The organism is Mesorhizobium sp. YC-39 (genome assembly GCF_025753795.1).
Lineage (GTDB): Bacteria > Pseudomonadota > Alphaproteobacteria > Rhizobiales > Rhizobiaceae > Mesorhizobium.
In genome coordinates, this window is record NZ_JAOWPS010000002.1 from 604,584 (window position 1) to 623,773 (window position 19,190).

20 protein-coding genes are annotated in these 19,190 nt (G+C 63.0%); 12 read left to right on the forward strand and 8 right to left on the reverse strand.

All coding sequences use genetic code 11. The features are described 5' to 3' along the window. Positions 1–43 precede the first annotated feature (43 nt). From OHD62_RS12345 to OHD62_RS12385, 9 genes are all read left to right on the forward strand, one after another. Entirely contained in the window at positions 44–328 is a 285-nt protein-coding gene (locus tag OHD62_RS12345; RefSeq protein WP_006200394.1) for an integration host factor subunit beta, read from the forward strand. A 54-nt stretch (positions 329–382) separates the two neighbouring features. Further along, complete coding sequence (locus tag OHD62_RS12350; protein WP_263783001.1) at positions 383–727, forward strand: DUF1049 domain-containing protein; 345 nt, start codon at positions 383–385, stop codon at positions 725–727. A 37-nt stretch (positions 728–764) separates the two neighbouring features. Then, the gene (locus OHD62_RS12355; RefSeq protein ID WP_263783002.1) at positions 765–1,736 is read left to right on the forward strand and encodes an ornithine cyclodeaminase family protein; all 972 of its coding nucleotides are present in this window, start codon (positions 765–767) and stop codon (positions 1,734–1,736) included. Positions 1,737–1,884: 148 nt separating this feature from the next. Further along, positions 1,885–2,967, forward strand: coding sequence for a class I SAM-dependent rRNA methyltransferase (locus OHD62_RS12360; RefSeq protein ID WP_263783003.1), 1,083 nt, complete (start codon positions 1,885–1,887; stop codon positions 2,965–2,967). Continuing rightward, on the forward strand, positions 2,968–3,816 hold the full coding sequence (locus tag OHD62_RS12365; RefSeq protein ID WP_263783004.1) for a TrmH family RNA methyltransferase: 849 nt from the start codon (positions 2,968–2,970) through the stop codon (positions 3,814–3,816). Between the two features lie 65 nt (positions 3,817–3,881). After that, positions 3,882–4,400 (forward strand): signal peptidase II, encoded by a 519-nt coding sequence (gene lspA, locus OHD62_RS12370; protein ID WP_263783005.1) that lies wholly within the window; start codon positions 3,882–3,884, stop codon positions 4,398–4,400. Positions 4,401–4,453: 53 nt separating this feature from the next. Continuing rightward, entirely contained in the window at positions 4,454–5,443 is a 990-nt protein-coding gene (locus OHD62_RS12375; RefSeq protein WP_263783006.1) for an MDR family oxidoreductase, read from the forward strand. Positions 5,444–5,553: 110 nt separating this feature from the next. Beyond that, a complete protein-coding gene (locus OHD62_RS12380) occupies positions 5,554–7,842 on the forward strand; it encodes a PAS domain-containing hybrid sensor histidine kinase/response regulator (RefSeq protein WP_263783008.1) in 2,289 nt (762 codons plus the stop codon). Between the two features lie 291 nt (positions 7,843–8,133). Continuing rightward, entirely contained in the window at positions 8,134–9,009 is an 876-nt protein-coding gene (locus OHD62_RS12385) for a GNAT family N-acetyltransferase (RefSeq protein ID WP_263783868.1), read from the forward strand. Positions 9,010–9,105: 96 nt separating this feature from the next. Here the strand turns inward: OHD62_RS12385 and OHD62_RS12390 are convergent, their stop codons facing one another. Both OHD62_RS12390 and grpE read right to left on the reverse strand, forming a co-directional pair. After that, a complete protein-coding gene (locus OHD62_RS12390) occupies positions 9,106–9,738 on the reverse strand; it encodes a trimeric intracellular cation channel family protein (RefSeq protein WP_263783869.1) in 633 nt (210 codons plus the stop codon). A 121-nt stretch (positions 9,739–9,859) separates the two neighbouring features. After that, positions 9,860–10,495 carry a nucleotide exchange factor GrpE gene (gene grpE, locus OHD62_RS12395; protein ID WP_263783009.1) on the reverse strand — a complete coding sequence of 212 codons (636 nt, stop codon included), beginning with the start codon at positions 10,493–10,495 and terminating at the stop codon, positions 9,860–9,862. Positions 10,496–10,734: 239 nt separating this feature from the next. Here grpE and OHD62_RS12400 point away from each other — a divergent pair, with 239 nt between their 5' ends. Both OHD62_RS12400 and OHD62_RS12405 read left to right on the forward strand, forming a co-directional pair. Further along, a complete protein-coding gene (locus OHD62_RS12400; RefSeq protein ID WP_263783010.1) occupies positions 10,735–10,947 on the forward strand; it encodes a hypothetical protein in 213 nt (70 codons plus the stop codon). A gap of 128 nt (positions 10,948–11,075) precedes the next feature. Further along, positions 11,076–12,098, forward strand: coding sequence for a fatty acid desaturase (locus tag OHD62_RS12405; protein ID WP_263783011.1), 1,023 nt, complete (start codon positions 11,076–11,078; stop codon positions 12,096–12,098). A gap of 483 nt (positions 12,099–12,581) precedes the next feature. On the opposite strand, the gene OHD62_RS12410 is transcribed toward OHD62_RS12405, so the two are convergent. From OHD62_RS12410 to cysG, 6 genes are all read right to left on the reverse strand, one after another. Next, a complete protein-coding gene (locus tag OHD62_RS12410) occupies positions 12,582–13,202 on the reverse strand; it encodes a DJ-1/PfpI family protein (RefSeq protein ID WP_008874278.1) in 621 nt (206 codons plus the stop codon). A 139-nt stretch (positions 13,203–13,341) separates the two neighbouring features. Further along, positions 13,342–13,872, reverse strand: a complete 531-nt coding sequence (locus OHD62_RS12415; RefSeq protein ID WP_263783013.1) for a DUF934 domain-containing protein — start codon at positions 13,870–13,872, stop codon at positions 13,342–13,344. 117 nt (positions 13,873–13,989) lie between these two features. After that, positions 13,990–14,754: a phosphoadenylyl-sulfate reductase gene (locus OHD62_RS12420; protein WP_263783014.1), complete on the reverse strand. Its 765-nt coding sequence runs from the start codon at positions 14,752–14,754 to the stop codon at positions 13,990–13,992. Then, positions 14,729–16,399: a nitrite/sulfite reductase gene (locus OHD62_RS12425; RefSeq protein ID WP_263783015.1), complete on the reverse strand. Its 1,671-nt coding sequence runs from the start codon at positions 16,397–16,399 to the stop codon at positions 14,729–14,731. Before OHD62_RS12425 ends, OHD62_RS12420 begins: the two co-directional genes overlap by 26 nt. 49 nt (positions 16,400–16,448) lie before the next feature. Next, positions 16,449–16,742: a DUF2849 domain-containing protein gene (locus OHD62_RS12430; RefSeq protein ID WP_263783016.1), complete on the reverse strand. Its 294-nt coding sequence runs from the start codon at positions 16,740–16,742 to the stop codon at positions 16,449–16,451. Then, entirely contained in the window at positions 16,739–18,187 is a 1,449-nt protein-coding gene (cysG, locus tag OHD62_RS12435) for a siroheme synthase CysG (protein ID WP_263783017.1), read from the reverse strand. The genes OHD62_RS12430 and cysG overlap by 4 nt, the downstream gene beginning before the upstream one ends. Positions 18,188–18,572: 385 nt before the next feature. Between cysG and OHD62_RS12440 the strand changes: the two genes are divergently transcribed. Further along, positions 18,573–19,022 (forward strand): host attachment family protein, encoded by a 450-nt coding sequence (locus OHD62_RS12440; protein WP_263783870.1) that lies wholly within the window; start codon positions 18,573–18,575, stop codon positions 19,020–19,022. The last annotated feature ends 168 nt before the right edge of the window (positions 19,023–19,190 follow it).

Sequence of the window (19,190 nt, forward strand, 5' to 3'; positions counted from 1 at the left end):
TCCTCATAATTTTGACCGCACTGCTTTCACGGGGACCCTTCTGATGATCAAATCCGAACTTGTGCAGATTATCGCCACGCGCAATCCGCATCTTTTCCTGCGCGACGTCGAAAACATTGTTGGCGCGATTTTCGACGAGATCACTGACGCCCTTGCCGAAGGCAACCGGGTCGAATTGCGCGGCTTCGGTGCTTTTTCGGTGAAAAACCGACCCGCCCGTACCGGCCGCAATCCGCGCACAGGCGAATCCGTCGAGGTCGAGGAGAAATGGGTGCCGTTCTTCAAGACCGGCAAGGAATTGCGTGAAAGGCTGAACGGCGGCAAATAGGCGCCGCATCCGCGGCAAATCAGCCTGTCGACAAGTTCTTCCGACGGAAAAAACATGTTCAATCGCTTCATCCTCATCGTGGTCTTCGTGCCGCTGGCCGTCATCCTGATTGCGCTGGCCGTCGCCAACCGCGAGCTGGTGGCCTTCACGCTCGACCCGTTCAACCCCGGTAATCCGGCGCTGACGCTAACGCTGCCGCTGTTCATCTTCCTGTTCCTGGCTCTTGCCATCGGCATGATCGTCGGCAGCCTTGCGACCTGGGTCAAGCAGGGCCGCTACCGCAAGCTGGCGCGTCAGCGCGGCGTCGAAGCCGAGAACCTGCGCCAGGCGGTCAGCCGTGCACCCTCGGTGCCGCAAGGCTCGGCCCAAGGGTCAGCCTTGCCGAAGCCAACGAATTGAAAATCGGTTTGGCATTTTTTCCTCCACGGAGCTTTTGATGCTGACCATTTCGGCCGCCGAGGTCGATCATGCGCTCACCTTTCCCGGGCTGGTCGAGACGCTGCGCGCCGCCTTTCGCGATGGAGCGGTGCAACCGGTCAGGCATCACCATACGGTCGAACGGCCCGACGGTGCGGCCTCGACGCTGTTGCTGATGCCGGCCTGGACCGATTTCAACGCCGCCGGAACTTCGGCGGGCGGCCATATCGGCGTCAAGATCGTCACCGTCTCGCCCGACAACAATGCTCTCGGCAAACCCGCAGTGATGGGACTTTACCTCCTGCTCGACGGCGCCACCGGCGAGCCCGAGGCCATGATCGACGGCCAGCGGCTGACGCAGTGGCGCACAGCCTGCGCCTCGGCGCTGGCCGCCTCCTATCTCGCCCGCGAGGACGCTTCGCGGCTGCTGGTGGTCGGCGCCGGCGCGCTGTCGCCCTTTCTTGCCAAAGCGCATTCGGCGGTGCGGCCGATCAAGACCATCCGCATCTGGAACCGCACGCCCGCCAATGCCGAAAAGGTCGCGGCGGGTCTGCGCGCCGAAGGTTTTGCGGCGGAAGCCGCCAGCGATCTCGACGCCGAACTTGGCGAAGCCGACATCGTCTCGTCGGCAACCATTACCACGAAGCCGCTGATCCGGGGCGCGCTCCTGCGGTCGGGAACCCATGTCGACCTGGTTGGCGGCTTCACGCCTGAAATGCGTGAAAGCGACGACGATGCGATTGCGCGCGCCCGCGTCTATGTCGACACCCGCGCCGGCGCCACCAAGGAGGCCGGGGACATCGTCCAGCCACTGGCTTCCGGCGTGCTGAAGGTGGATGCCATCGTCGCCGATCTGCATGAACTAGCGCGCGGCGAGAAGAACGGCCGCCAGAGCCCTGGTGAGATCACGCTGTTCAAATCAGTCGGCGCGGCCCTCGAGGACCTCGCCGCCGGCATTGCCGTGTACAAGGGGAGTAAGGGAGTACGGTAATAGGGGAATAGGACTGCTTTTGCCTACTGCCCTACTGCCCTACTCCCTTACTGCCTGATGGGAACCCCTGTCCGGCGACCACGTTTGTTGCGCCGCTGGATGTGCTGTGGCAGAAGCGGGCCAAGCCGCCGTCCGGAGATGCTCCGTCTTGAAACCTTTTCGCGACAAACGCCGCGATAGCCGCTCGCAGTTCGCGAAAAGCGGAGCAGAACAGGCGCGCCCGCGGGAGGGTCACGCAGCGACCAGGCCCGATGCAAAACCGGGCGCGCGCCACGAGACGAGGGACCGTTCCGAACCAAAGGCCGCACCGCGTGTCCTTTCCCGCCGCGACGGTGCCCTGCCCGCTGAACGTCTTCCGGTAATCCTCGAAGTGGCGCCCAACGCCGACTACGCGCTGCTCGACAGCGGCGCCGGGCAAAAGCTTGAACAATACGGTCCCTACCGCATTGTGCGGCCCGAGGGCCAGGCGATCTGGCAAAAGGCGCTGCCGGTAAAAGACTGGGACCGTGCCGACGCCATTTTCACTGGCGATACCGACGAGGAAGGCATCGGCCGCTGGCGCTTCCCCAGGACGCCGCTCGGCGAGACCTGGCCGATGAAGCATGACGGCATCGACTATCTCGGCCGTTTCACCTCGTTTCGCCATGTCGGCGTCTTCCCCGAACAGGCCTCGCACTGGGACCACATGGCCGGACTGATCGCGGCGGCGAAGCGGCCGGTGAAAGTGCTCAACCTGTTCGGCTATACCGGACTTGCCTCGCTGGTGGCGGCCCGCGCCGGCGCCGAGGTCACCCATGTCGACGCCTCCAAGAAGGCGATCGGCTGGGCCCGCGAAAACCAGGAGATAGCCGGACTGTCGCAAAAGCCGATCCGCTGGATCGTCGACGACGCGGTGAAATTCGCCGAGCGCGAGGAACGCCGTGGCAGCCGCTACGACATCGTCCTGTTCGACCCGCCGGCCTATGGCCGCGGCCCCAAGGGCGAGGTCTGGCAGCTGTTCGAGGACCTCCCTGCCCTGACCGACCTTTGCCGCTCGATCCTGACGCCAAGGCCGCTTGCAGTGGTGCTGACCGCCTATTCGATCCGCGCCTCCTTCTTCGCCATCCATGCCCTGATGCGCGACACTTTCGCCGGCATGGGCGGCACGGTCGAATCCGGCGAACTGATCATCCGCGAACAATCCGCCGGGCGGGCGCTGTCGACCTCGCTGTTCTCGCGCTGGGTGGCTTGAATGAGCGGACACGAAGGAACCCGCGCCGTCGGCCAGGTGAAAGAGGTTACCAGCCTCGCCAACCCGCTGATCAAGGACATTAAGGCGCTGGCGCTCAAGAAATTCCGCGACCAGCAGAATGCCTTCATGGCCGAGGGACTGAAACTGGTCATCGATGCGCTCGATCTCGGCTGGCAGATCAGAACGCTGGTTTTCGCCAAGGCCGGACGTGGCAATGCGGCGGTGGAAAAGGCCGCGGCGCGCACGGTTGCCGCCGGCGGCACTGTGCTCGAAGTTTCGGAAAAGGTTCTTGTCGCCATCACCCGCCGCGACAATCCGCAGATGGTGGTCGGCGTCTTTTCGCAAAAGATCCTGCCGCTGAAAGACATCCGCGCCCGGGATGGCGATGTGTGGGTGGCGCTCGACCGGGTGCGCGATCCCGGCAATCTCGGCACGGTCATCCGCACCGTCGATGCCGTCGGCGCCAGCGGCGTCATCCTGGTCGGCGAGACCACCGATCCTTTTTCCGTCGAGACCGTGCGCGCCACCATGGGCTCAATCTTCGCCGTGCCGGTCGCCAAGGCGACACCGGAAGCCTTCCTTGCCTGGCGAAAAGGCTTTCCGGGTCTCGTCGCCGGCACGCATCTGAAGGGCGCGGTGGACTACCGCTCCGTCGATTTTTCCAAAGGCCCGGTGCTGCTGGTGATGGGCAACGAGCAGCAGGGCCTGCCCGACAGCCTCGCCGAAAGTTGCGACAGACTGCTCAGGATTCCACAAGCCGGTCGCGCCGATTCGCTCAATCTCGCGGTGGCGACCGGCGTGATGCTGTTCGAGATCCGGCGCGGCGCGCTGAAACTGGAGCCGGACTAGACCATGATCCTGAAAAGCGTCCGGTTTTCGGACAAGATCATGGTCAAGCAAGAGGGCATCAAATCGTGAAATCCCAGTGGGTCAGATCATGGTCCCCCTACGCGCTTCTGGTCGTTGTGGCAATCGCGCTTGACCAGTGGGTGAAACACCTGGTCGAGACTGGCCTCCCCTTTCAGGAAAAGCTCGATCTTGTGCCGTTCCTGGCGCTTTACCGCACCTACAACACCGGCATTGCCTTCTCGATGTTTTCGTCCTTCGGCGACACGGGCCTGGTGATCATTGCAACCCTGGTTGTCGCTTTCGTGCTCTATCTCGCGGCCCGCACCCCGGCCGGCCATCTGCTTGCCCGCATCGGCTTTGCGCTGATCATCGGTGGCGCGCTCGGCAATCTGCTTGACCGCGCGGTCTATGGTCATGTCATCGACTATATTTTGTTCCACACGCCGGTCTGGTCCTTCGCCGTCTTCAACCTTGCCGACACCTTCATCTCGGTGGGTGCGGTTTTGGTCGTCTTCGACGAACTCATCGGCTGGCGACGCGAAGCCCGGCCTCAAGACCCGAACGCCCAGGGTCCTGACACCTGAACGATTGACCTCAACCACCTGCCGCCACACATTCGAAAGCCCGAGGAGAAAAAATGTCCGAAACCTTCAAAGCCATTCTCGTCTCGCGCGACGCCGAAAAGAAACAATCGGTCGCGGTGACCGACCTGACCGAAGCCGACCTGATGGAAGGCGATGTCACAGTCGCCGTCGAGGCGACGACGGTGAACTACAAGGATGGGCTTGCCATAACAGGCAAGGCGCCGGTGATCCGCCGCTGGCCGCTGGTGCCGGGCATCGACTTTGCCGGCACCGTTATCTCGTCTTCCCATGCCGACTGGCGCAAGGGTGACAAGGTCATATTGAACGGCTGGGGCGTCGGAGAAACGCATTTCGGCGCCTATGCGGCGCGCGCCCGCGTCAAGGGCGACTGGCTGGTGCCGTTGCCGGACGGCATGAGTCCGCATGACGCGATGGCGGTCGGCACGGCCGGCTACACCGCCATGCTTTGCGTCATCGCGCTGGAGCGGCACGGCATCGTCCCCGATCGCGGCCCTGTGGTGGTGACGGGCGCTGCCGGCGGTGTCGGCTCGGTCGCCGTCTCGATCCTGTCCAGCCTCGGCTATCATATCATCGCCTCGACCGGCCGCGGCGCCGAAAGTCCCTATCTGATCGACCTCGGCGCTGCTGAGGTGATTTCGCGCGACGAGCTTGCCCAGCCGGCAAAACCGCTCGCCAAGGAACGCTGGGCCGGTGGCGTCGACGCGGTCGGCAGTCACACGCTGGCCAATGTTCTTTCGATGACCTCCTATGGCGGCGCGGTCGCCGCCTGCGGCCTGGCTGGCGGCATGGACCTGCCGGCAAGCGTCGCCCCCTTCATCCTGCGCGGCATTAGCCTGCTCGGCATCGATTCGGTGATGGCGCCAAAGGCGATCCGCCTGGAGGCATGGCGCCGCATCGCTACGGACCTCGACCATCAAAAGCTTGCCAGCCTGTCCACGACCATCGGTTTCGACGACATCGTCGGCGCCGCGCATGACATCGTCGAGGGCAAGATCCGTGGCCGCGTGGTGGTGGATATGTGAGCTCTTTTCGCCTCTTAATCTTTAGCCGTGAAAGGCAAAAACGGCGCGACCGTTAAAATTCGAACGATCCGCCACAATTTTCCATAATCTCTATCTGGCAAAGGTTCCGCATGATCGCGGAACCCGGCATCAAAGAGACGGAGAGTGCCGAGAGCGTCAATGGGATCGGCCCTGAGGCGCCGAGGCGGCAGATCGTCGCCGCACCGCCGTTGGCGCCGGAATTGCCCAGGGCCAACCGCGAAGGCCTACCGTTCCTGACGCTCGTCGCCATCGTCGTGATGGCAGGGCTTGCCCATCTGACCGGAGCGCCGATCTTCGTTACCGTTGGCCTTCTGGCGACCGGCATCGCCGGTCTCGCCATGCATCTGCGCGCCAAACGCACCGAGCGCCGCACGGTCGCCCTGCTCGACGAAACGACGGCTCGCAGCCGCGCCGAGATCGAAACGCTGGCCGACCGCATGTGGGAGATGCAAGAGAGCGAGGAACGCTTTCGCGGGCTGATCGACGCCCTCGGCGACCTCGTCGTCCACCGCGACCGTGACGGCCACATCGTCTATGCCAACAAGGTCTTCGCCGATCTTGTCGAAACCGACCAGCGCGATCTTGCCGGCAAGACGCTGGCCGAACTCGGCATTGATGTCGGCATCGTTCCCGACGCCGCCTTTTCCGATCACGAATGCCTGAGTTCCACCGACGTCGCCATCCGCACGCCGGGCGGTCCGCGCTGGTTCTCGTGGATCGAACTGTCGGTGCGCGACAAGGACAGCGGTGCGGTGTCGCATCGCGCCATCGCTCGCGACATCACGGCGCGCAAGCGCGCCGAATCGTCGCTCATCACCGCCCGCGAGCGGGCCGAATATGCAAGCCAGGCCAAATCGCGCTTCCTCGCCACCGTCAGCCATGAGATCCGTACGCCGATGAACGGCATCATGGGCATGGCGAGGCTCTTGGCGGACACCAATCTCTCGCCCGAACAGCGGACCTATGTTGGTGCCGTTTCCACCTCGGCCAGCGCCCTGCTGGCGCTGATCGAGGACCTGCTTGACTATTCAAAGATCGAGGCCGGCCGCTTCGATCCCGAACCACAGCCAATGTCCGTGCGCGAGATTGCCGACAACATCATCGAGCTCCTGGCGGCACGCGCCTTCGCCAAGAATATCGGTCTTGGCTGCCATGTCGAACCCGACGTGCCGCAGATGATATCAGCCGATCCGGGAAGGGTCAGGCAGGTGCTGCTCAATCTCATCGGCAACGCCATCAAGTTCACCGACAGCGGCGGTGTGCTGGTGACCGTCGCCCGCATCCGCACTGAAACCACCGACCGCATCCGCTTCACCATAACCGACACCGGTCCCGGCCTGCATGAGGACGACCTGGAGCGCATCTTCGAGGAATTCGAACAGGCGGATGGCACCTCGACCCGCGCGCATGGCGGCGCGGGTCTCGGCCTTGCCATATCCAAGCGCCTGGTGATCGCCATGGGCGGCACGATTTCCGTGTCGAGCCAACTCGGCCAGGGCTCGGAATTCATCCTCGAAATCCCTGCGGTGTCGGCCACCGAGGCGCCGCAGAATCGGCAGAATGCGCTGTCGGACCGGCGCGCGGTGATCCTTTCGAAGAACGCCATCGAGGCCGATGCCATAGCCCGCACCATCCGCGCCAATGGCGGCAAGGTCGATCTGGCCGCGACCGCTGCCCAGGCCGCGCCCTTCGCCGGAAGCTGCGACGTGCTCCTGGTCGACGCGGCCATGGAAGAAAGTGACGGCAGGCTGCTCAAGCGCCTTCGCCAGAGCGGCTTTGTCGATTGCGAGGCGATCACGCTGATCGCGCCGACGGACCGCGGCATGCTTGGCGAGTTCCGCGCCAACGGTTACGCCACCTTCCTGGCAAGGCCGGTGCGCGGCGAGACGCTGCTGCGCGTGCTTTTGACCAGCCATGCGCCGGCGCACGACCAGCCAGAGGCGGAAAAGCATGGCGCGCCATCGGTGCGCGCCATCGGCAGCCGCCAGCACGGCCTGTCCGTGCTGATCGCGGAGGACAATGATATCAATGCCATGCTTGCCCGAGCCACGCTTTTGAAGGCCGGGCATCGGGTGAAAGTGGTCGGCAACGGCAAGGCTGCCGTCGAGGCCGTCATCGGCACCGGCCACAAGCACCGCTTCGACGTGGTGCTGATGGATCTGCATATGCCCGTGATGGATGGACTGGACGCCATCGCCGCCATCCGCCGCTACGAGGAGGAAACCGCCGCGCCGCCGGTTCCGATCATGGTTCTGTCGGCGGACAGTCAGGAAAAAACCCGCCACGCGGTGCTTGCCCATGGCGCCAGCGGTTTCGTCACCAAGCCGCTCGATCCCGATGCACTCGTCCATGCGGTCGAGGGCCAGGTGGCGGCCTGACGCTCGCCTCTCCAGTGAGCGCAGCGCGCCCTGTCCCCAAGCAGTGTGCCGGTAACGGTACTGACGCGCTCCGCGCCTATCGGACACGCAAAAGACGCTCCAGGTCTGCGACTTTTTCGCATGATCCTTTTCCCCGGAAACCGATTCCGGTCTCGCGGGTCATGCGATAGCCAGCCGACGAAGTATTGCCCGCAGCCCCGTATCACGGTACTGTCACAATCCTGTTGCACCTACACCGTATCCCCGTGCCAAGAGGGATGGCTCGAAGGAGAATCACTCGTGCATACAGTTATGCCGGAATGTGACACTCGGCCGAACGCCAGCAGCGCCTTGCTCGTCGGGCGGAATGTCGATGCCGTCATTAAAGGCGCATCTCTCGGCCGCATCGGCAACCTCGAAGTGCGGCTCGCCCGCAACGAGGCTGAGATCGCCGCGGCCCAGGAGGTGCGTTACCGGGTATTCTATGACGAACTCGGTGCCAGGAAGGATCTGTTTCAGGTGCAGGACCGGCGCGATGCCGACCGCTTCGACCCGCTGTGCGACCATTTGCTCGTCTTCGACACCTCGCTGTCCGGTCCCGAGCACCGCCGCATCGTCGGCACCTACCGCCTGCTGCGCCAGGAGATCGCGGCGGCCGCCGGCGGCTTCTATTCCGAGGGCGAATTCGAGCTGACCAAGCTCATCGCCCGCCACCCTGGCCAGCGGTTCCTTGAACTTGGCCGCTCCTGCGTTTTGCCGGAATACCGCTCGAAGCGCACCATCGAGGCGCTGTGGCAAGGCATCTGGGCCTATATCAATCACTACGGGATCGGCGTGATGACCGGTTGCGCCTCGTTCCACGGCACGGTGCCGGCGGCGCATGCCGAAGCGCTGACCTATCTCGCCCATCACTGCCGCACGAACTCGGCCTGGGACGTGCGCGCGGTCGCCGGGCGCTATTGCTCCATGGATTTGATGCCGATCGAGGCTGTCAACGCCAAGGCTGCGATCGCGGCGATGCCGCCGCTGGTCAAGGGCTATCTGCGCGTCGGCGCGCGCATCGGCGACGGCTGCGTCATCGACGGCGAATTTTCGACGGTCGACGTATTCGTGGTGATGCCGGTCAAGGAGATCGGCGCCCGCTACGTCAATTACTATGGCGGGGAAGCGCAGCGTTTCGCCGCCTGAGATTCCAGTGAGTATGGAGTAGCGAGTAGCGGGAGTTTCGCCACAACGCTGCGGACTCTTATTCCCTATTCGCTGCTTCCTATTCGCTACTCACCCTCAAGGAATATCTTCCGGCCGCCTGCCAGGGCGGCTCTTGTAGGCTGGAAAGGCCCAGCCGAATCTGAGCGCGCCGCCACGCACCAGGAATGCCGCGGCGAAGCCCGCCAGACCCGATGCGAGCGGCGGCAGTCCGACAAGATCGCCTGTTGTAAACAGGGTTGCGCCCGCAAGGGCGGCGGTGACATAGATTTCTGGTCTCAAGAGCACCGAGGGCTCACCGGCGAGCAGGTCGCGCAATATCCCGCCGAACGTGGCGGTGAGCACGCCGGTGACAACGGACACCACCGGCGAGCCGGTGATGGCAAGGCCCTTGGCAGCACCCATCACCGAAAACGCGGCGAGACCAACGGCGTCGAGCCAGAGCAGTAATTTCCAGCGGGATTCGACACGGTGCGCCCCGAAGAAGACAAGCATCGCCACCACCGCGCAGATCAGCACATAGCCAGAGTTGGCGATCCAGAAGACCGGTAGATTGAGGATGACGTCACGAAACGTGCCCCCGCCGATGCCGGTGACGCTGGCCAGGAACAGAAAGCCGATGATGTCGAGCTGCTTGCGCGAAGCGGCAAGCGCTCCGGTCGCCGCGAAGACGGCGACGCCGGCATAGTCGAGAAGCTCGATCGGGTCCAAGGGCATGAGGCAGTGGGCAGTAGGGATTAGGATCTAGGGAGTATCAATAACACGAAGCTGCGCGATTGATACGACTGCCTCAGCTTGCCTACTGCCTACTGCCTACTGCCCATTCCCTTCCTCAAGCATCCTTCTCCGCCTGCTCATTGACCGGCCCCGGCTCAACCGGCGCTTCCGCGGCAGCAACCTTGGGACCGCCCTTGGCGACGCCAACCATGGCCGGCCGCAGCACCCGCTCGCCGATCGAATAGCCGGGCTGCACGACCTGGACCACGGTGTTGGCCGGTACTGCCGGATTGGGCACCTCGAACATCGCCTGGTGGAAATTCGGGTCGAACTTCTCGCCTTCCGGCTCGAGCTTCTTCACCCCGTGCCGCTCCAGCGCCGACAGCATGGCACGCTCGGTGATCTCGACGCCCTCGATCAGCGCCTTGAAGCCGGCATCGCCAGACGCAGCGGCCTCGGCCGGAATGGCGTCCAGCGCCCGGCGCAGATTGTCCGACACCGACAGCATGTCGCGGGCGAAATTGGCAACCGCATAGGCACGCGCGTCATGGACGTCGCGTGCGGTGCGACGGCGCAGATTCTCCATCTCGGCTGCGGCGCGGAGCGCCCGGTCCTTCAGATCTTCGTTTTCCTTCATCAGCCGCATAAGCGCTTCATAGTCGCCATCGGCGCTGCCTTCCGTGCGCTCGGCGGCGGCCTCAGTCGCCTCGATATCCTCGGGCGCGCGTTCGTCTTTTGCCTGGTCGCTCATCGCCGTTTCCCGTCATCTCGAATGGTATGGATTTTGTGCCCGATATCGAGGTTTGGCAGCCAAAAATCAAGGGGCAAGCGATACTGCGAGCTGCTGCTCGCGCTTTGACGGCGCATCGTCAAGACCTTTCGATATTAATTCAAATTTTACTGTAATCGCCGGCTTTGCTTGCGATCATGCCACGAAGCGGGAACCATTCGCCTCCTGGGGGAGTTTCGAAGCCGACACAGGATTTTGAAATGACAACCCGCAAAAAAAGCGAAAAGGGCGGAAAACGCGACCGGCTCGCTACCGACGTCAGGCGCCAGTTCGGCACCGAGGCGACGATGCGCTTTTTGCGCACCCTGCCGGCGTTCCGTACCGAATCCGACATTCCCGATCGTTTCAGGGAACTGCTCGACCGCCTGGACGGCATCGAGAGCAGTGTGGCCACCGGTGGACGCCATCGGTAGATAGCGTGCCTTTTTGCGATGCCTTTTCAGCATCGCAGTGGATTTCTGGGCGTCGCGCGGCAATTACGCGCAGTAATTTTGCGTGAGCTGCGCCTTGCGGCAGTGTCATGCTCCGCCTATGCTTCCTGATGAACATGATTTCCCCCGAAGCTGTGGCCAACAGCAAGCGTGCCTGGTTGAAGATTCTGGCGCGCTACAAGAAGCCCGACAGGCGGCGCAGCGCCGTTGAACTCGCCATCACCCTGATCCCTTTCGCCACGCTATGGGCGTTATCCTCGGCTGCCTACTCCTATGGCCATTGGTGGGGTCTGATCCTCATCCTTCCCGCGGCCGGCTTTCTGGTGCGGATCTTCATGATCCAGCACGATTGCGGCCACGGCTCCTTCTTCGCCAATCGCTACGCCGACGATTGGATAGGCCGCGGTCTCGGCGTGCTGACGCTGACCCCCTATGACTGCTGGCGACGCGCCCACGCGACCCATCACGCTACCGCCGGCAATCTCGACGAGCGCGGCATGGGCGACATCAGGACGCTGACCGTCGCCGAGTACCGGCAGATGTCCTGGCGAGGCCGCCTTGCCTATCGTCTCTATCGCCACCCGCTGGTGATGTTCGGCCTCGGCCCGATATGGCTTTTCATTTTCGAGCAGCGGCTGCCGGTCGGCATGATGCGGGGCGGCCTGACACCTTGGGTGTCGTCGATGTCGACCAATCTCGGCATCGCGCTGGCCGCCGCCCTTCTTATCTGGTTCGTCGGGCCTGGCGCCTTCCTGGTCGTCCACTTGCCGATCGTCATCCTCGCCGGCTCGGCCGGCATCTGGCTGTTCTACGTCCAGCACCAATTCGAGGAGACGGAATGGACGAACGATTCCGAATGGGAATTCCAGCATGCGGCGCTGCACGGCTCGTCCTATTATGATCTGCCGCCGGTGCTGAACTGGTTCACCGGAAATATCGGCGTCCATCACGTCCATCACCTCTCCGCCAAGGTGCCGTGCTACCGGCTTCCCGAAGTTCTCAGGGACTATCCGGAACTGCGCAAAATCGGCCGCGTCACGCTTCTCGACAGCCTGCGCTGCGTCAAGCTTGCGCTGTGGGACGAGAGCCGCAGAAAGCTTGTATCCTTCCGTGAAGCGCGCATAGCTGCGTAGGTCAGCAATAGCCGCCGTACCAAGAGCGCGGCGGCTTTCCAAAATCCCTACTCAATGCATGTCGCGTAAGAGCATGCCCTTGGGCTTGACCCGAGGGTGCGCAGCGGTTTTGCGACAATGACATGCATGAAAAAGAGCTTAAAGCGCGTCGCATGTATCCGTTCAAACCCGACGCGCTTTAGGTAGTGTCTCAGTTAGGTCCAGTGGGCATCGTGTAGCCTTAACAATTCTGACTTGGCGTCGGCCAATACCTGTTCCCAATGTGCGATATCGTCCACCGTCGCAGGCAAAGCGTTTGCTGCATAGGCCCTCAACATGGACTCAGCAAGGCGCTTGCTAGACTCGGCAGTGCTTCTCAATAGGGCTAAAACGTCGGGCTGTTCATCGGTCTGATTATCCATGCGACCGAGCATACCGAAATTCGAACCGCTACGCGACAACGGCGTTTGCAGCTTCAAATTCAAACTGAGACACTACCGCGCTTTAGGCCGCCTTGCGCTCGTCGCGCATCAGGGCCTTGCCGTCGCGGATCTCGGTGCCGAGAACCTTCAGGCATTCGCGCATGAACGCCGCCAGGCCCGGCCAGCCCTTGGCCGACACCAGATTGCCGTCGACATGGGCCCCCGTCGGCGCGACATCGATGTAGATGCCGCCGGCCAGCGTAACCTCAGGCTCGCAATATTGAAGGGCGGCGACTTCCCGGCCGCGCACGACGCCATCGACCGCGATCAATATCTGCACACCATGGCAGATGGTGAAGATCGGCTTGCCGGTCTCGTGGAAATGCCGCACCAGCGCCTGCACGCGCTTGTCGATGCGGATATATTCCGGGCCACGTCCGCCTGCCGCATAGACGGCATCGTAGTCCGCCGGATTCACCTCGGCAAAAGTCTTGTTGAGGATGTAGTCGTGGCCGAGCTTTTCCGTATAGGTCTGGTGGCCCTCGAAGTCGTGCAGCGACGTCTTCAATATGTCGCCCGCCTTCTTGTCGGGACAAACGACATGCACCGTATGGCCAACCGCATGCATGGCCTGTTCAAAGACGAAAATCTCGTATTCCTCGCTGAACTCGCCAACGAGCATCAATATCTTCTTACCAGCCATTCCCGGTTCCTCCCTTGGTGGCCACATTTATTTCGGAGAACGAAATAATAAGCCTATCCTAAGGCGCGGATATGGAAAATAAAAGACGGAATCCTCGAATTGGTCCGACCAGATTGGACGAATCCTGCGCCGGGCCCGGTCAGCCGGAGCGCTCTCGCCGCCAGGAATATTTGGGGCCTTTGACCTCCGGCTTCGCGGTTGGCTGGTAGTATAGCGGCAGACCGCCAGTGTGGCCTTCCTCGAGCCGTTTCAAAAGCACCGGATTCGACACTTCGAACTCATCGAAGCCGAGACGCAGCATATGCGGCAGCTGGTCGACCAGTACCTGCCCGGTGGCGCGGACCGCGCCCTTGAAATCGTAGCGGCTGCGCAGCAGTTCGCCCTTGGAGAAGGAACGGCCGTCATTGAATGCCGGGAAGGCCAGCGCCACCAGCGACAGCTGGTCGAGCAGGTCGGCGATCTTTTCGAGTTGGTCGCCGGGCTGAAGCTCGACGCCGAGACGCTCCTTCGCCGAGCGACGCACCTCCGAATCAAGGCCGAGGAACACCTGCAGCGGCAGGATGAAACGGCCATTGCCGGAAAGCGCCTCGGCGCTTTCCGCATGATTCCACTCGTCCTCCTGGAAACCTTGCGGGGTCCAGAGGCGGGTTTCCGGTGTCGGTTCGGTCATCAAAGAGTTCCTAAAGTCCAAAAGTGTCCCAAGATGCCTTGAGATTCAGGTCAGGCCGAGCCGAAAGTACAGGATACCGCCATTTGCAGGCCGGCCTCACCTGAACATCAACATACCCTAGAGTGATGCGTCGGTCAGCGACTTCTCGAGCCCCGACAGGTGGATGCCGCACTCGGTCTTGGCGTGCCCGGCCCAGCGGCCGCTGCGCGCATCCTCGCCCGGCTGTACCGGCTGTGTGCAGGGGAAGCAGCCGATCGAAAGGTAGCCATAGGCGACCAGAGGATTTTCGCGCAGCGCATGCGCGCGCATGTAGGCGGCCTGATCCGATGTCGTCCAGTGCGCCAGCGGGTTGATGCGGATGCGCGAGCCGACCGCCTCGAACACCGGAAGTGCTGCCCGCGTCGACGCCTGGAAGCGTTTGCGGCCGGTAAACCAGGCACGAAACGGCTCGACACCGCGCGCCAGCGGCTCGACCTTGCGCACATCGCAGCACGCGTCGGTGTCGGTTTCGTTCAGATTGCCGGTCGGATCGATCCGTTCGAGCGCTGCTTCGTCAGGCGTGATTACCCTGATATCGGTCAGCCCGAAATCGGCGACCAGCGCGTCACGATAGCCGAGCGTCTCCTCGAAATGCTTGCCGGTATCGAGGAAGATGACCGGCAAGGTACGGTCGATCTCGGCGATCATGTGCAGCAGCACGGCCGAATCGGCGCCGAAGGATGAAACGGCGGCGATTTCGCCGTGGAACAATTCCCGCGCTGACCGCTCGATGATCTTGAGCGGGCTCAGGTGACCGTAGAGCGCGTCGAGCCCCGCCGCCTCGGCGGCGACGCCGGCCTCGACGTCGACAATACGGTCAAGCGGCCTTGGCTTCGCCAGCATAGAGCGCCTCCTTGAACGGCGCGGGACCGACTCTGCGGTAGGCGTCGATGAATTTTTCCTGTGGGTCGAGCCGAAGGCCGAGATAGGTCTCGACGATCTGTTCGATGGCATCGGTGATCTCTTCCGACGAGAAGCCGCGGCCTATGATCTCGCCGACCGAGGTGTTCTCGTCGGCCGAGCCGCCTAGCGTGACCTGATAGAGCTCGGCGCCCTTCTTCTCGACGCCGAGAATGCCGATATGGCCGACATGGTGGTGGCCGCAGGCATTGATACAGCCGGAGATCTTCAGCTTCAATTCGCCGATTTCGCGCTGCCGCTCCAGCGAGGCGAAGCGGCGCGAGATTTCCTGCGCTATCGGGATCGAACGCGCCGTGGCCAGCGCGCAATAGTCGAGGCCGGGGCAGGAGATGATGTCTGATATCAGGTTGGAATTGGCCGTCGCCAGGCCGATATCGGCCAGCGCATCATAGATTGCCTTGAGGTCGGCGCGTGCGACATGCGGCAGGATCAGGTTCTGCTCATGACTGACGCGCAGCTCGTCGAAACCATACTTCTCGGCAATGTCGGCGACTGCTTCCATCTGGCTGTCCGAGGCATCGCCCGGCACCTCGCCGATGCCCTTGAGCGAGATCGTCACCGCCGCATAGTCGGGGTGGCGATGCGTCACCACATTCTGGTCGAGCCAATCCGAAAAGCTCTTCGAATCGAGCCGGGCGAGCTTGACCGCTTCGTCGCCTTCCGGCCGATCGCTGAGCTGAGGTGGCGCGAAATAGGCGTCGATGGCGCGGATGTCGGCTTCCGGTAGCTTCAGCTCCGCGTCCTTCAACTCCTGCCACTCGGCCTCGACCTGCCGCGTGATCTCCTCGACGCCGGTCTCGTGGACGAGGATCTTGATGCGCGCCTTGTACTTGTTGTCACGGCGACCATAGAGGTTGTAAACGCGCAGGATCGCCGTGCAGTAGGACAACAGATCCGCTTCCGGCAGGAAGTCGCGGATCTTCTTGGCCACCATCGGCGTGCGGCCCTGGCCGCCGCCGATATAGACGGCAAAGCCGAGCTCGCCGGCCGTGTTCTTCTTCAAATGCAGGCCGATGTCATGCGTCTGGATGGCGGCGCGGTCGCGTTCCGCACCGGTCACGGCGATCTTGAATTTCCGCGGCAGGAACGAGAATTCCGGATGCACAGAAGACCATTGCCGCAGGATCTCGGCATAGGGGCGCGGATCGGCAACCTCGTCGGCGGCGGCCCCGGCGAAATGGTCGGCGGTGACATTGCGAATGCAGTTGCCGCTGGTCTGGATGGCGTGCATCTCGACGCTGGCGAGATCGGCCAGGATCGCAGGAATGTCGGACAGCGCTGGCCAGTTGAACTGGATGTTCTGGCGCGTGGTGAAATGGCCGTAGCCCTTGTCGTATTTGCGGGCAATATGGCCGAGCATGCGCAGCTGCTTGCTGTTCAGCGTACCGTAAGGCACGGCGATGCGCAGCATATAGGCGTGGAGCTGCAGGTAGACGCCGTTCATCAGCCTCAGCGGCCGGAACTGGTCCTCGGTGATCTCGCCGGCAAGGCGCCGCTGGACCTGATCGCTGAACTCGGCGACACGGGCTTGTACGAAATCATGGTCGAACTCATCGTAACGGTACATAGTCTGGTCTTTCCGGGCGCGTCCGCCCGTGTTTCATTTGTCTTGTTGCTTACGCCGCCCGAACAGCCTGCTTGCCCAGATCGTTGCGGATTGTGGGGCCTGCGGCGCGGATCTTCTCGCGCAGCCGCACCGGCTCGACGACGCCATCGACGACGCTGACGTCGATCAGATTGACGTCGACCACTTCGTTGCTGGCATAGGCCGCGGCACCGATCGCCTCCAGCCGGTCCTCGGCCGCCTTGTCATGGGCAATGTCGGCATTGTCGACGGTGTCGGCCCAGCCGCCATCGGCATACCAGACGGCGATGCCATCAGTGAGGCGGTTTGCAGTTAAAACCTTCACTGTTCAACTCCTTCGGCGGCTGCTGCAGCGCCTTCATGCCTGTGCGCCGCGAGCGGCTCGGAACGTTCAAAATTGGCGCCGGCGACCGCATCGCCAATAATGGTCATTACCGGCCCTGAAAGGTCGGCGCGCGCCTCCAGCGAAGGCAGATCGGCGAGCGTGCCATGGAAACGGCGGCGATTGGCAAGGCTGGCATTCTCGACCACGGCGACCGCGGTGTCCGGCGACAGGCCGGCCTCGATCAGCCGGCCGGCAACCTCGGCCGCGACCGAGCGGCCCATATAGACGGCGACCGTGGCGCCGGAAATCGCAAGCTTGGCCCAGTCGGGTAGCGAATTGCCCTTGAGGTCGTGGCCCGTCGTGAACACCATCGACGACGACACGCCACGCAGCGTCAGCGGCAGTTCGAAATCGGCGGCGGCGGCAAACGCCGCGGTGACGCCCGGAACCACCTCATAGGCGATGCCTGCATCGCGCAGTGCCGCCATTTCCTCGCCAGCCCGGCCGAACACCAGCGGGTCGCCGGATTTCAGCCGCACGACGCGTTTGCCGTCGCGGCCAAGTTCGATCAGCAGCGCGTTGATCTCGGCCTGGCTCTTGGTGTGGCAGCCCTTGCGCTTGCCCACCGGCAGACGCTCGGCGTCGCGACGGCCCATGGCGACGATCGCCTCCGGCACCAGCGCGTCATGGACGATCACATCGGCTTCCAGGAGCAGACGGTGGGCGCGAAGCGTCAGAAGATCCTCAACACCCGGACCGGCGCCAACCAACGCTATATGACCCGAAGTCGGTGCGTTCGAAAGCAGCAGGTCGACGGCGGCATCATGCGCCTTTGCAAGCTCACCGGCATCCACGGCATGGGCCGGCGCGCCGCCGAAAAAGTCACTCCAGAAGCGGCGGCGGGCATTGCCTTTCGGCAGCAGCTTCTCGGCGGCGCCACGGAAGGAAGCGGCAAGCGCGGCAAGCGGTCCGAGCGATGGCGACAGCATGCGGTCGATGCGGCCGCGCAACATCTGGGCCAGCACCGGGCCAGCCCCTTCGGTGCCGATAGCGATGGCGACCGGCGCGCGGTTGACCAGCGCCGGCGTGAAGAAATCGCACAGTTCCGGCCGGTCGACGGCATTGACCGGAATGCCCAACCGGCGGGCGTCCTCGACAACGCGGCGGTCGAGTGCTTCGTCACCGCTGGCGGCAAACACCATCACCGCGCCTTCGAGATGTGCGATATCGTAGGCCGCCGCGATGTGGACGGCGCCGGTGGCAGTGATGAAGGACAGCAATTCGGCATCTGGGGCGTCGGCAATGATGCGCAGCACAGCGTTCGACTGACCGATCAGCCGCGCCTTGGCCAGCGCCTGCTCGCCGCCGCCAACAATGGCCACAGCTTCGCCCTCGACCCGCATGAACACGGGAAAGGCGTTGAGCTTGGGGTTGGCCTGCGGCATGGCGAGCAGATTCCTGAATAATTCGGCAGTTTTACGCGCGGGCGTGAAAAAGCAGAAGGAACGCTCTCGCGCATCGCTTTGTGGGAGGCAATCGCTTTTCTGCAAGCGTAACAGCGAAGAGAAAAATATTCCACATCACCATTCGGGGCGGATTAAAGCCGCTGTTGCGGGCCTTGATCTGCGGCTCTTTTAGCGGCAAGCGGCGCGCGCCACAAAACAGATTTTTCTAAATTCTACCAATCTAGTAGATTAAAGTCGCCGCCGGAACATTCCTGCCTCGGCGGGCGTTTGCCCTGTGGGCCCGGACTTATGCTGCGCGGCTGCGGCAATGGCTCCCGCGATGAGCCGGAGACCGAGAATGAAACCAAGAAAAAAGGAGCGCTCCGTGAACAACCTCAAGCTGAAACATGGTCTGTGGATCGTGGTGGCGGATGGTGAAAAAGCGCTGTTCCTTCGCAACGACGGCGACACGCTCTATCCGAACCTCCAGGTGGTACAGGAAATGGAGCAGGACAATCCCGCTAGCCGCGATCAAGGCAGCGACCGGCCCGGCCGCTACAATGACGGCCCTTCAATCCACCGCAGCGCGGTCGAGGACACGGATTGGCACCGTCTCGGCAAGGAACGTTTCGCCGACGAGATTGCCGAGCGGCTCTACAAGCTCGCCCATCGCGGCACGTTCAAGGAGATCGTGCTGATCGCGCCGCCGCAGGTACTGGGCGAGATGCGCAGGAAATTGCACAAGGAAGTTGCCGAGAAAGTAGCAGCCGAAATACCGAAGACCCTGACCAATCACACCATAGTCGACATCGAGACCCTGCTGCAGGCGGCCTGACCGGATATCCGCGGCGCGCAACCGCTTTTCTCGCATCGACCGCCAACAGCCCGGAGCACGCTGCCGTGGTGACCGATGGCGGGTTAACGCCGCCAGTCTCCGTCTTCCGCCGTCCTTGCCGTCGATTTCATGGCATTGCGGGTTGCCTCATGGCCAACTGCACCCCCA